This is a genomic window from Sulfolobus acidocaldarius DSM 639, assembly GCF_000012285.1.
GTDB lineage: Archaea > Thermoproteota > Thermoprotei_A > Sulfolobales > Sulfolobaceae > Sulfolobus > Sulfolobus acidocaldarius.
The window spans coordinates 2,196,144-2,209,566 of record NC_007181.1 but is presented as its reverse complement, the minus strand read 5'-3'; the positions used below and the strand labels follow the sequence as shown (position 1 = coordinate 2,209,566).

The window sequence follows — 13,423 nt, the reverse complement described above, 5'->3', positions numbered from 1 at the left end:
TAATTCAACCGCCAAACTATTAAGTTTGAGTTAAGTAATATATTATGTGCCAAAATTCAATCCTAAGCAGATGAAGGACTTAGAGAGAATGCTTGGGTTGAAAACCGAGCAATTGAATGCAGTAAAGGTTACAATAGAACTCCAGGATAAGATACTAGTTATAGATAACCCTGTAGTAGTTAAGATGTTAGCTCAAGGACAGGAAGTATTTAGTGTAATGGGGAGTGCCAGAGAAGAGAGTAAACAACAGCAAAAGGTTGAGATTAAGGAGGAGGACGTGAAGTTCATAATGGAGCAGACAGGTAAGAGTGAGAAGGAGGCTAGGGAAGCACTGGAGAAATCTAATGGAGATATAGCAAAAGCCATCCTTGCGTTAACTGAGGGAGAAAACAAGTAGTTATTTTAGTATTTGCCCGTTTAATATTTGGTTAGTATCTCTTTAGTTTTTGTTTATTCCTTGAAGCTCATTCTTACATATAATTCTAAAATTTTCTAAAATCTAATCCAACTAGTTACAACTGTCAGAATCGTCAACCGTCACTTGACGGTTCAAAAATCAACTTAAGACTTTGTAGTTTGGGCCCGCCGGGATTTGAACCCGGGACCACGGCGACCCGAACGCCGCATCCTAATCCTAGCTAGACCACGGGCCCCACTAATTTATTTTTCACATAATTAATAGATTTTTCTGTGGACTACATTATTGAATCGTTGGCAAAGAGGATCGTAGGGGATATTGGATTCAGTGATAATCCAGGTTCCTCAATGAGAAAATGGAGAGATATTTTTCATGTTTCTCAGGGTGAGTTGGCTAGATATCTAGGTATATCCCAATCAGTAATAGCCGATTACGAGAAGGGTCGAAGAAAACCCGGAGTTGAATTTGTTAAAAGGTTCGTTTTAGCTCTTGTTAATATAGATATTGAAAGAGGTTACAATGTAATAAACGAGTTAATTAAAGGTTACACCTTAATGCTTCCTTTCATAGACGATTTAGGAGATTATAATTCTCCTGTGTCTATAGACGACATTGTAATGGCAGTCGATGGCATATTACCCAACTCCTCAATCCCTGAGACCAGTGTCTTCGGCTGGTTAATCACAGATAGTATAAAGGCAATAACAAGCCTAAAGGGACTTGAATTTTATCAACTACTTAATTTCATGATAGGTAGAGTGGTAATTTTCACCAGTGTAAGTACTGGAAGATCACCGATGATCGCACTTAAAATTGCCCCTATTAAGCCATCCATAGTTGTTTTTCATAGACCCGTGAGAATAGATCCACTATCGCTGATGTTAGCTGAGAGAGACAACATAACCATAATAATATCTACGCTAAAGAACGTAGAGGATCTAAAGGAAAGAATAAGGAGGTTAAATAAATGAGGAGGGAATTTAGAGTAAACAAAGTTACTATTTTGGATAGAAACAGACCTCACTTAGATTAGCATGATAAGCATCTTTTTACCCAAAGTACCAATAAACAACTTAGTGTGTTTTCCATTCTACAATGAAATGTATAATATGAAAAATTGGAAATCTGTGATATACTAGATAATAAACTTAATAAATTCTAAATAAAATTAAGAATCCATATTTATACATCTTATTAAATTAGTAACTCTATTTACGCATTCTGCAATATTAAATTATTCCTTATTATCATAGAAAAGGTATACATGTAGGTTTCAATACACACATTTAATAAATGTGGACCGGCCGGGATTTGAACCCGGGACCTCTTGGGTGCGAGCCAAGCACTCTTCCAGGCTGAGCTACCGGCCCATGAAATCTAATATGACTCCTACCCAATTTAATTTTTTCGTATTAGACGTATAGCGATAATGGCAATTAGCTTCCAAATAATTGAAAAGTATATTCGCATAATATCTAGAATATTACAACGTAAAAAGTCATCTCTTGATTTTACCAACTTTTGAAGTTCTGAAAAAGAACTCTCCCTCCTTATCCTAGTGTTCAGTTACAGAGACTTACTAAGGTTTGGTTTTTAGGTAAGAAGTTAGTTCTAATTAGTCGTGTAATTTATGTACTCACATCGATAAAGGTTGAAAATGGGCTTGTCCTCTTTAGGGCTTTCTTATAATGTTCCTAAATTTTCATTTGAATATGATAACTTGATGCTAGTAGAAACTGCTGCTGAAGTGTATTTGAGGGAAGGGGATGAGTTTTTAGGTTTGGGTGATTTGGTTCAGGCTTCTGAGAAGTATTATAAGGCTGCTGAGGAGGCAATAAAACTTCTAGCGATAAAACATCAAATTCCTGTTCTCAAAGACCTTAGAAAGATTGACAGGTGGAGGGCGGATTTACTCTTCTTAGCTGTAAAGCAGCTTTCGTTATACTATAAAGATTTGAGTGACATCTGGAAATCCGCCTGGATACTTCATGTGGAAGGGTTTCATGAAACCAGATTAAATAGGCATGAATTATTGTTCTATGTTAATCACGTTAAAAAACTAAGTAGAATAATAGCTACTGATTAAACCACCAAGTGTATACAAAATTGTTCATTACTTACAACATACAAAGTTATCCATAACTAGTATCTTATCCTGTTAAACCTATATGAATAGCTAAACATGTCGAGTCCACTGCAAGCTGTTTCTAGTTGAGCTGATATCTGAAGTTAGTCCACAAGTAAAGCTGATAAGGAAAACTTCTGAACATAAAAATACAATCGATAAAAAATTTTTTATTAATACCTGTCCTTCCCTTATCTTCTCCTTATCAAGAGTATGATTGCTACAATTACAATTACTATTATTACCACTATTATTACTGGAATCACGGGAAATCCTGAACTCGTTGAAGGTTTTGTGGAACTACTCTGTGGAGTAGTAGTAATAGTTGAAGTGGAAGTTGTTGTTGTGGCACTGCTAGTTGTTGTACTACTGGTTGAGCTAGTTGTAGTAGAAGTCGTCGTACTAGTTGTTGTACTAGTTGATGTACTGGTTCCAGTGGTTACAGGCAATTGATGTGTGTAAAATTCTATCATTGTTCTGTTGCTCACTCCATTATAGTTTGCAACTAATGTTAAATTATATGTTCCCGTGTTGGTAGGTTTGAATACTACAGAGTAGTTACCATTACCTAATGACTCAACTGTTACCATATTACCATTAATATACGCAGTTACTGAGACGTTGTTCATAACCATTCCGCTAACTTTTACAGTAAAGTTAAACTCTATTGTTGAACCAACTGTAATGTTCTTTGCCAACTCATAACCTGTTTTGGTTAAGACCAGTGAGGTTTGTGTGCCATTAACTAAAACCACTGATGGAGTAATGCTCACGACTATGGGCTTTAAGTATATTGTCAGTTCTCCCTGTTGTGTAACGTTGAGTACTGTTGAATTTGATAAATAGCCGTTTGCTTTAACATATATTTCCACTTGAGTACCCTGCGGTAATTGAAGAGCAGTTAAACCTGTTGAATTTGTCTGCAAAGTAGTAATAAGGGACTTGGTGGTCATGTTATATACATCTATTGTAGCCCCTTGAATTGGAGAGCCATTCACGGAGACCACTTTAAGGGTAGTAGTAACCAAGCTAATCTTACTAGATTCACTCAAGTTAACTACGGCATTACCATAAGGTCCTGTGACTTTAACTATTCCACTACTGAACTGAGGTAATTTTAGCATTATTGAGCTGTTGGAATAGCTCCACTGAGTATTTGTACCATAGACTGAGGGACTGTAGGGGGTTCCTAAAATTACATAATTACCTCCTGAGGTGTTAGTGAGTATGTATGTCTGTTCTTTTCCGTTAGTCAATACAGTTACGTTATATACATTCTGGAAAGAGAACGGATAGTTTATTTGTAGATAAGTATTTCCTGATATATTCTCAACAAATGCGCTTATTCCTCCTTGTCCAAAGTATTTAACTGGAGATGGTAATGAAGAAGGTATGCCATAACTCACGTTAATAAGTACTATACCGTAGACATAAGAGTTAGGAATTTCTGTACCGTTTACAAACCCTGCGAAGACAGAGTAATAATATGCGTAGTAAAGCCCCTGAGATATATTCTGTGGTACTATTATTAACAACTTATTACCTGGGCTTGGAAAAACGTAAGAGGTCTCCCAGTAGTTATTTGCTAAGTTGGTTATGAACCCTTGAGAGATCAAGCTAAGGTTTTGGACTTGTGGTGAGTAGGAATAGAAGAGACTGTAGACCTTTCCAGGATTAGCGTTGATAGTAATTAAAGTTGGTGTGCCATTTAAGTACATAATACCATTAATCGCGTTCTGAACAGTTGTGACATTTACATTAACTGTCTCGCTATTAGCAGAAATTGTGTGCAAACCGGTGCTTAGTTGAAGTGAAATTGGTTTGTACGAGTATGGTGGTAGAGTGAGAGTTGTATAAAGGGAGGAATCTACATAGACTGGAATGGTAGCTTGAGTACTTCTACTATTTATTACATAAAAAGTAAATGTTGCCTGGTTTGTTGTGGTAAACACTGGAATAGTGGGTGGAGAGGAGGCTAATGGGTTTAACAGATTATTTGGTGCAATATAGACTCCCGCGTTAGAATTCGTTGTCTGATTACCAGCAGTAGTCTGTGAGGTGAATAGGAATGTATTCAGGCATAAGGAGAGGAGTATTAGACCTACAATACTTACACTTTTTACGGTTTTCATGTTGACACTACAGTAACAAACTGAGTAAATAAAATTTCTCCGATGACTACATTGGTATATGAAAACATGAGTTTCGATATACTAGAGTAAATTTAGTATGTAGTTACAAAAGAATGTTATAGTCCTTGATATTTATAAAGGGATTTAGCTAAGGTTATAGAAGATAGCTAGAAATTTATAAAATAAAAGGTGTTATAAAAAACTGAAATATACAGCAAACTAATAGTACTTTATCTCGCCGAGGTATTTACTAGTGGATTTCATTTATCCATTATGTAGTCAGTTCCACCATAAATTTTACACTCCGTCTGTACTTAATTCTCTTTTGGCTGTGGAAATTACACAACTAAAAATATTTTCTAATGGAAAAGTTAACGTTGATTAGGAATATAGTGATATAATAGACTTGACTGAATATTTTATCTATTTTAAATATCGGTAAATGTCTAAGGAATCTAAGCCTCTTCTTTATATGCCCTATTAGCTATATGGTTAATCAATTTCGAAGGGAATTTGGAAGTCTAAAGGGTGTTCTTTCACTTGGTTTCTGAATTATCTAGCTTACCCTAAGTGGACGCTTATAACATAGAATTTATAACTCTTCTAAAATAGATTTAAAATAATTATAACATAGATTTTAACACATATACTATTGTATACATGTGTATAAAAGAGTTTTTAAACTATTTTCCCTGATGTTTTTCCTTGAAAGTGAAAAGTATGAATAAACTCGTAGGTCTTCTTGTATCCTCTCTATTCCTAGCTTCAATATTAATTGGAATAGCTCCAGCAATAACAACGACAGCACTAACTCCACCAGTGTCTGCAGGCGGAATACAGGCTTACCTATTAACAGGTTCCGGAGCTCCAGCTTCCGGATTAGTATTATTTGTAGTAAATGTGTCCAACATCCAAGTCTCTAGTTCAAATGTCACAAACGTAATATCCACAGTAGTATCCAACATTCAAATAAATGCTAAAACAGAAAACGCTCAGACAGGTGCTACAACGGGTTCAGTGACGGTTAGATTCCCAACCAGTGGTTACAACGCATATTATGATTCTGTAGATAAAGTAGTGTTTGTTGTAGTTAGTTTCCTATATCCATATACTACGACCTCTGTTAATATACCATTAAGCTACCTATCTAAATATTTACCAGGTCTACTAACTGCTCAACCATATGACGAGACTGGTGCGCAAGTTACTTCAGTTAGCTCAACTCCTTTTGGTAGTTTAATTGACACTTCTACTGGTCAACAAATTTTAGGAACCAATCCAGTCTTGACAAGTTATAACAGTTATACAACACAAGCTAATACAAACATGCAAGAAGGAGTAGTTTCTGGGACATTGACTTCCTTTACACTAGGTGGTCAAAGCTTCAGTGGTTCTACAGTACCTGTAATATTATATGCACCATTCATATTCTCTAACAGTCCATACCAGGCTGGATTATATAACCCAATGCAAGTAAATGGTAACTTAGGTTCATTATCATCTGAAGCATACTATCATCCTGTAATATGGGGAAGAGCTCTAATCAATACAACATTAATTGATACATATGCGTCTGGTTCAGTTCCATTCACATTCCAGCTGAACTACTCAGTACCTGGTCCACTAACAATAAATATGGCTCAATTAGCATGGATTGCATCTATAAACAATTTACCTACAAGCTTTACCTACTTATCATATAAATTCTCTAATGGTTACGAGAGTTTCTTAGGTATAATATCTAACAGCACTCAATTAACTGCAGGTGCACTAACTATAAATCCATCAGGTAATTTCACTATAAATGGCAAGAAGTTCTACGTATACTTACTAGTAGTAGGGAGTACAAACTCAACAACTCCAGTTGAATATGTCACTAAATTAGTAGTCGAATATCCAAGCTCTACTAATTTCTTACCACAGGGTGTAACTGTTACTACAAGTTCTAACAAATATACCTTACCAGTATATGAGATAGGTGGTCCAGCTGGAACAACAATTACACTAACAGGTAATTGGTACAGTACTCCTTACACTGTCCAAATAACTGTTGGCTCTACCCCGACTTTAACCAATTACGTATCTCAGATATTATTGAAAGCCGTTGCATATGAAGGTATTAATGTCTCAACTACACAGTCGCCTTATTATTCCACTGCAATATTAAGTACACCACCATCTGAGATTAGTATAACTGGTTCTTCGACTATAACTGCCCAAGGAAAATTAACTGCAACTTCTGCATCTGCCACAGTAAATCTATTAACTAATGCAACCTTAACTTATGAGAATATACCTCTAACACAATATAGTTTTAATGGAATTATTGTAACTCCAGGTTATGCTGCAATAAATGGTACTACAGCTATGGCTTATGTGATAGGCGCACTTTATAACAAGACTTCTGACTACGTATTATCCTTTGCTGGTTCTCAGGAGCCAATGCAAGTCATGAATAATAATTTGACCGAGGTTACCACACTAGCTCCGTTTGGTTTAACTTTATTAGCGCCATCAGTACCAGCGACAGAGACTGGTACATCACCACTACAGTTAGAATTCTTCACTGTTCCATCCACATCTTATATAGCCTTAGTTGACTTTGGATTGTGGGGTAACTTAACTAGCGTAACAGTGTCTGCTTACGACACCGTCAACAATAAATTAAGTGTAAATCTAGGTTACTTCTATGGAATCGTTATACCTCCAAGTATTTCGACAGCACCATATAATTATCAGAACTTCATCTGTCCAAACAACTATGTTACCGTGACAATATATGATCCTGATGCAGTCTTAGATCCATATCCATCTGGAAGCTTTACTACATCCTCATTGCCATTAAAGTATGGTAATATGAATATAACAGGTGCTGTAATATTCCCAGGAAGCAGTGTATATAACCCATCTGGTGTGTTTGGTTATAGCAACTTCAATAAGGGTGCTGCAGTGACAACGTTCACTTATACTGCCCAATCCGGTCCATTCTCTCCTGTAGCATTGACAGGCAATACCAACTATCTATCCCAGTACGCTGATAATAACCCAACTGATAATTATTACTTCATACAGACTGTTAATGGAATGCCCGTATTGATGGGTGGTTTATCAATAGTTGCCTCCCCAGTTTCTGCTTCATTACCATCATCTACTTCAAGCCCTGGATTTATGTATCTATTACCAAGTGCAGCTCAAGTACCATCACCTTTACCAGGTATGGCAACTCCTAACTATAATTTGAACATATACATTACTTACAAAATAGATGGTGCTACGGTAGGTAATAATATGATTAATGGATTATATGTCGCGTCTCAGAACACTCTAATATATGTAGTTCCAAATGGAAGCTTTGTCGGTTCAAATATCAAATTGACATATACAACAACAGACTACGCTGTTTTACATTACTTCTACTCAACAGGACAGTATAAAGTATTCAAAACAGTTAGTGTACCTAATGTAACTGCAAACTTATACTTCCCATCTTCCACAACTCCATTATACCAGCTAAGTGTACCACTGTACTTGAGTGAACCCTACTACGGTAGCCCATTACCAACCTATATAGGACTAGGCACAAATGGTACTTCACTATGGAATTCACCCAACTACGTGTTATTTGGTGTATCTGCAGTCCAGCAGTACCTAGGTTTCATAAAGAGTATCTCAGTAACATTGAGTAATGGTACTACTGTAGTTATACCTCTAACGACCAGCAATATGCAGACTTTATTCCCACAGCTAGTTGGACAAGAATTGCAGGCATGCAATGGTACATTCCAGTTTGGAATAAGTATAACCGGATTAGAGAAATTACTAAATCTAAATGTACAGCAGTTGAATAATAGCATATTAAGTGTAACTTACCATGATTACGTAACTGGCGAAACTCTAACAGCAACAACAAAGTTGGTTGCTCTATCGACATTAAGCTTAGTAGCCAAGGGTGCTGGTGTCGTAGAGTTCTTACTAACTGCTTATCCATACACAGGTAACATAACTTTTGCCCCACCATGGTTCATAGCTGAAAATGTCGTAAAGCAGCCTTTCATGACCTACAGTGATTTACAGTTTGCTAAAACTAATCCAAGCGCTATATTATCATTAAGTACAGTGAATATTACTGTAGTTGGATTAGGTGGAAAAGCCTCTGTTTACTATAATTCCACCAGTGGACAGACTGTAATAACTAACATATATGGACAGACTGTTGCAACATTATCTGGAAACGTATTGCCCACATTAACTGAACTAGCTGCGGGTAATGGCACATTTACTGGAAGTTTACAATTTACTATAGTTCCAAACAATACTGTTGTCCAAATACCTAGTTCGTTAACTAAGACTTCATTTGCAGTTTACACCAATGGTAGTTTAGCAATTGTTTTGAACGGTAAGGCATACTCTTTAGGACCAGCTGGCTTGTTCCTATTACCATTTGTAACCTATACTGGTTCGGCTATAGGTGCTAATGCTACTGCAATTATAACTGTCTCTGACGGTGTAGGAACTTCAACTACTCAAGTTCCAATAACTGCTGAGAACTTCACTCCAATTAGGTTAGCTCCATTCCAGGTTCCTGCTCAAGTTCCACTACCAAATGCTCCAAAGCTGAAGTATGAGTATAATGGCTCTATAGTAATTACTCCACAGCAGCAAGTTTTGAAGATATATGTAACTAGCATATTACCATATCCACAAGAATTCCAGATACAGGCTTTCGTCTATGAAGCCTCCCAGTTCAATGTACATACTGGAAGTCCAACTGCTGCACCAGTGTACTTCTCTTACTCTGCTGTAAGAGCCTATCCAGCATTAGGTATAGGCACTAGTGTACCAAACTTACTAGTGTATGTACAATTACAGGGAATATCTAACTTACCTGCTGGTAAATATGTTATAGTATTAAGCGCAGTACCATTTGCAGGCGGTCCAGTGCTATCTGAATATCCAGCACAATTAATATTCACAAACGTAACATTAACTCAATGATGGGAAAAATGTTTTTAAGTAAATCCTTTTTTAAATTTTTCTCAATTTATAACATATCGGGTGTATGTGTATGAATAAGAACTTAGCTATATTAACTCCCATTGTATTATTGAGCTTAGTTTTAGCTCCAATAGCAATTTCAGCTGTAACTATAAATGGAATAACTTTTTACAGTCCAGTGCCCAACCAGACTTACAAATATGGTCAACAATTAGTGCTTAGCATACAGTCACAACCTAATGCCTTAGTTACACTATACGTATATGACCCTAAGGGCAATGTAGTATACAACAACGTTTATCAAACTAACTCAAGTGGAGGTTTAACGGCTACTATTGCCACATTCGGATCTACTCCTGGATTTACTACCGTAGGAACTTATACCGTCAGCTTGTCCGTTCAGGGAACAACATCTGAGAGCGCATCTGTGAATGTGCAATATGTGCCATTAACCTCGACGATAACAGCAACAGTAGTAAATCAGGAAGGCTCCCCATTAGCTGGGGCAACAGTACAGCTCTACAATACGACTTCAGGTTCAAATACTCTAGTAGCTACTCAGACTACTAACTCGCAAGGTGTTGCTACTTTTACTGTATTATCGTTCCCAGGAGTTACCCAGACATTTAAGTTAGTAGCTTCGCTTCAAGGGTATGCTGCTAGTACTGCTTCAGTGAGTATAACTGGTCAGCAAAATGCTAGTGTGACAATTACACTTGTTCCTGCCGTAGTAACTATAGCTCCAATGTATGTGATACAGAATGGTACTGTAATTGGCAGTGGTCCGTCCTTATCTAGTATTGTGGTATATCAAGGTCTCCCAGCGTATATATTAGCTCAGGTATCCTTTGCAGGTCAGCGAGTTACAACTGCTCCAGTCTCAGCTCAGGTGTACTATCCTAATGGAACACAAACAGTGAAAGCCTCAGTAATTACCTCTGGTAAGTATGCCGGTATGTATAATATAACAATTATGCCTCCAACAGAGTCTGTTCAGAACTATGTGTTCCAGCTCTTGATTGTTGCCAACTATACAACTTCTTCCGGTCAAACATTATCTACAAAGTATTTAATGAGTGTACAAGCTAACCAGAACCTCCAGGCTTTGGTGAATAAGGAGATAAGTAGTTTAGTGCAAAATATAACTAACCTAGAGAAGACGGTAAACAACTTACAGACTCAGATATCAACTCTTAACAGCTCTCTAAGCTCATTATCGCAAAGGATCACCAGTTTGCAGAACACCTTAGCCTCACTAAATTCAACTATAAGCTCCTTGAGTGGTACTGCTAGTTCATTAAGTAGTCAGTTAAATGCATTACAAGGTAAGATCAGTAGCTTAAATAGTAGTATAACCAATTTGAGTGGTCAGTTAAACAGCCTACAGAGTAAAGTAAATAGTTTAACACCATTAGTGTACGGCGGTATCATAGCTGGTATAATAGGCTTGATAGTTGCAATAGTTGCAATAGTTTTGGTTTATAGGAAGATAAGTTAAAAAGATATTATTTTTTTACGTATTACTTTTTTTATTTTTTGTGATTTTTCTCAAGTCGCATATTTTAGGTCGTAAATCATTTCTGTCAGGTAAAATGCTCGTTTTAATTTCTGCGAGTAAGACTCTTATCACTTTACTTTCTAATTGAAAAACAATATAGGTTATGATAGTAAACTATACTTATGGATGAAAGAGACGAGATCTTAGTTAAGTTGAAAGAAGCAGTAGACAAGTTTGCATCTAATGAGAAATCTTACCTATTAATACCAGAGGTTAAGACTAATTTGGGTTATTCACTTTCAAATGCTAAGGACATAAGCGATGTGGCAGCTATTCCTGGAAGACTTACAGTGGCATTTAACAGGGTAATCTATTGTTTACCTCCATCCTTTGGTGCCTCTGACCATATAGCAAGAGTGATATTAACGTCTATGAAGTACGATAGCGAGAAGAGGAGTGCCATAAACCTGAAATACTACAGAGAGATTGTGGATAATTTACCTAATGATCAGGTTTTCATTTTTAGCAGGAGAGAGGAACCTGCAGAACAGAAGACGAAGGAGAGGAAAACAATGAACTATATGGTTGAATTGGCTTTTAATACGCTAAAGAGGATACCTAATTACATTGTTGATCTGGGTGATTTCGGCAAAGAGCCAGGAATTTTCGTAATAGATAATGATCCTATGAAAGTAGTAGAGAAAAGCCTAAAGCTACTGGACTTCTTGAACAACTAGATTTCAAACCTGGGTAACTGTTTTCTCTCCTTTACTTTTTATAGCCTCTTCCACTAAAGCCATGCATTTCTCGAGATCAGTAATAAGTTGGTTTAAAACTTTATCATCAATCTTTTTCCTGTTGATATGCACAGTTAGTCCAATATTGAATAGTAGATCAATAACTCTCCTCTTCAGAGGATCTCTTGTAAAGAGGGACTCGATCTCTATCTTAATTTCCTCAACTTTTTTTACTCCTTTATCTGTGAGGCTGTATATCTTTTTACCGTCCCTCTCTTGTATTATTATGTATCCATCCCTTGCTAGACTCCTGAGTACAGGATAAATTGAGCCAGTACTAGGTCTGTAAAATCCTTCTGCCTTAGTCTCTATACTCTTTATGATCTCGTATAGGTACATGGGTTTTTCAGCTAATGAACTTAAAACTAAAAGCCTTAGTGTTCCTCTTCTTACCCTATCTGATACTATCTTTTTCATACTCATATTTGTTAATTTACCACTTTAGATTTAAAAACTGTCTTTTCAATTAAACGATATAACTATCCTAAATTGAAATTAAATATTAAAAACGATTTTAGCCTTGTCATTTAGATGATAGTCTGGTGAAGAGCAAATATACTTTCAGCTGTGGTCCTGAACTCACCTAATCGTTAGTGCTCGGCGTCATCATCAGAATAGGAGAGGTCTTCATCTTAATCTGGCTCTTCCCACATCATCATCAGTATTAACCGTTTCGCTCATCACTCGCTCGGGTGGAACGTCTTCATTCACTTTAATTTTAATTTCCCCTATCTAAATATTTAATGATGCTATTAGATGAAATGATTGATGAGTTAAGGCATTCATTAAAAGGTAAGAAAGTTGTAAATAATTGCATTGGTGTGGCTTACACTTCAGTTATGCTAAGTGATGGTTCTTTAGGAATTTCCCACACTATTACTGAAGGTGAAAACTCGCTCTGTGGTGAGGTTTTTGGTAACGACGCAGTAAGCTTAGTTGAAAGCTTAAAGAACTCACCTATAGAGAGGTCAGTGTCTGTTGCAATACTGAACAGTGTGGGAAATATTGAAGGCTATGAGAATGGTGATCCTATAGATGTATTAGAAGGGAATAAGCTCTGTGTGTTTGGCTACTCGCCAGGAACAGTTACAAATAGGTTTGTATCCGTAACTATATATGACTTCTGGAATCCTCCCCAGAGATCCTTTGATAATGTTACAGTGAAGCCCTTCTCGTCATTTACCTCAGAGACATGTGATAGTACTGTAATATTCGGTTCAGCTCTTGTAGCGGGAAATATTGAGAAGATTTTAGCCTCCATATCAACTGATCATCTCATCTTAAGTGGTATATCATCTGTCTACGCCCCTATTACCCTGAAGAAATACGGATTTGACTATATCGGAAAAGTGATCGCTGTGGACAAGATAAAGGCACTAAGAGTAGTGTGCGAAGGAGGACTAGCAAAGCATCTGTCTAGATTTACTAAGAAAATTTACGTGAAGTTATAGGCTCTAA

Annotated in this window: 9 protein-coding genes and 2 tRNA genes; 7 read left to right on the top strand and 4 right to left on the bottom strand. The window is 36.7% G+C overall.

The genetic code is table 11. The features are described from left to right. Positions 1-46 precede the first annotated feature (46 nt). Positions 47-397, top strand: coding sequence for a nascent polypeptide-associated complex protein (locus tag SACI_RS11420; protein WP_011279142.1), 351 nt, complete (start codon positions 47-49; stop codon positions 395-397). A gap of 180 nt (positions 398-577) precedes the next feature. Here SACI_RS11420 and SACI_RS11415 read toward each other — a convergent pair. Then, positions 578-653 (bottom strand) — tRNA-Pro (locus SACI_RS11415). A gap of 37 nt (positions 654-690) precedes the next feature. Between SACI_RS11415 and SACI_RS11410 the strand changes: the two genes are divergently transcribed. Next, entirely contained in the window at positions 691-1,389 is a 699-nt protein-coding gene (locus SACI_RS11410; protein ID WP_011279141.1) for a helix-turn-helix domain-containing protein, read from the top strand. A 325-nt stretch (positions 1,390-1,714) separates the two neighbouring features. On the opposite strand, the gene SACI_RS11405 is transcribed toward SACI_RS11410, so the two are convergent. Continuing rightward, positions 1,715-1,788: transfer RNA gene (locus tag SACI_RS11405), tRNA-Ala, on the bottom strand. A 287-nt stretch (positions 1,789-2,075) separates the two neighbouring features. Here SACI_RS11405 and SACI_RS11400 point away from each other — a divergent pair. Further along, a complete protein-coding gene (locus SACI_RS11400) occupies positions 2,076-2,504 on the top strand; it encodes a PaREP1 family protein (RefSeq protein ID WP_015385809.1) in 429 nt (142 codons plus the stop codon). A 230-nt stretch (positions 2,505-2,734) separates the two neighbouring features. On the opposite strand, the gene SACI_RS11910 is transcribed toward SACI_RS11400, so the two are convergent. After that, positions 2,735-4,675, bottom strand: a complete 1,941-nt coding sequence (locus SACI_RS11910) for a hypothetical protein (protein ID WP_011279139.1) — start codon at positions 4,673-4,675, stop codon at positions 2,735-2,737. Positions 4,676-5,395: 720 nt separating this feature from the next. Here SACI_RS11910 and slaA point away from each other — a divergent pair. From slaA to SACI_RS11380, 3 genes are all read left to right on the top strand, one after another. Then, entirely contained in the window at positions 5,396-9,670 is a 4,275-nt protein-coding gene (gene slaA / locus SACI_RS11390) for an S-layer protein SlaA (protein WP_011279138.1), read from the top strand. Between the two features lie 70 nt (positions 9,671-9,740). Continuing rightward, the gene (locus SACI_RS11385; RefSeq protein WP_011279137.1) at positions 9,741-11,168 is read left to right on the top strand and encodes a carboxypeptidase-like regulatory domain-containing protein; all 1,428 of its coding nucleotides are present in this window, start codon (positions 9,741-9,743) and stop codon (positions 11,166-11,168) included. 182 nt (positions 11,169-11,350) lie between these two features. Beyond that, complete coding sequence (locus SACI_RS11380; protein ID WP_011279136.1) at positions 11,351-11,905, top strand: thiamine-phosphate synthase family protein; 555 nt, start codon at positions 11,351-11,353, stop codon at positions 11,903-11,905. 3 nt (positions 11,906-11,908) lie between these two features. Here SACI_RS11380 and SACI_RS11375 read toward each other — a convergent pair whose 3' ends face one another. After that, entirely contained in the window at positions 11,909-12,388 is a 480-nt protein-coding gene (locus tag SACI_RS11375; protein WP_011279135.1) for a PadR family transcriptional regulator, read from the bottom strand. Positions 12,389-12,711: 323 nt separating this feature from the next. On the opposite strand from SACI_RS11375, the gene SACI_RS11370 reads away from it, so the two are divergent. Further along, positions 12,712-13,416, top strand: coding sequence for a DUF364 domain-containing protein (locus tag SACI_RS11370; protein WP_015385806.1), 705 nt, complete (start codon positions 12,712-12,714; stop codon positions 13,414-13,416). Positions 13,417-13,423: the final 7 nt, after the last annotated feature.

What these genes read in the sequence shown, in the direction of transcription:
- SACI_RS11400 (WP_015385809.1), top strand. Translation starts at nt 2,076, where the DNA reads ATGGGCTTGTCCTCTTTAGGGCTTTCTTATAATGTTCCTAAATTTTCA.
- SACI_RS11910 (WP_011279139.1), bottom strand. Translation starts at nt 4,675, where the DNA reads ATGAAAACCGTAAAAAGTGTAAGTATTGTAGGTCTAATACTCCTCTCC.
- slaA (WP_011279138.1), top strand. Translation starts at nt 5,396, where the DNA reads ATGAATAAACTCGTAGGTCTTCTTGTATCCTCTCTATTCCTAGCTTCA.
- SACI_RS11385 (WP_011279137.1), top strand. Translation starts at nt 9,741, where the DNA reads ATGAATAAGAACTTAGCTATATTAACTCCCATTGTATTATTGAGCTTA.
- SACI_RS11380 (WP_011279136.1), top strand. Translation starts at nt 11,351, where the DNA reads ATGGATGAAAGAGACGAGATCTTAGTTAAGTTGAAAGAAGCAGTAGAC.
- SACI_RS11375 (WP_011279135.1), bottom strand. Translation starts at nt 12,388, where the DNA reads ATGAGTATGAAAAAGATAGTATCAGATAGGGTAAGAAGAGGAACACTA.
- SACI_RS11370 (WP_015385806.1), top strand. Translation starts at nt 12,712, where the DNA reads ATGCTATTAGATGAAATGATTGATGAGTTAAGGCATTCATTAAAAGGT.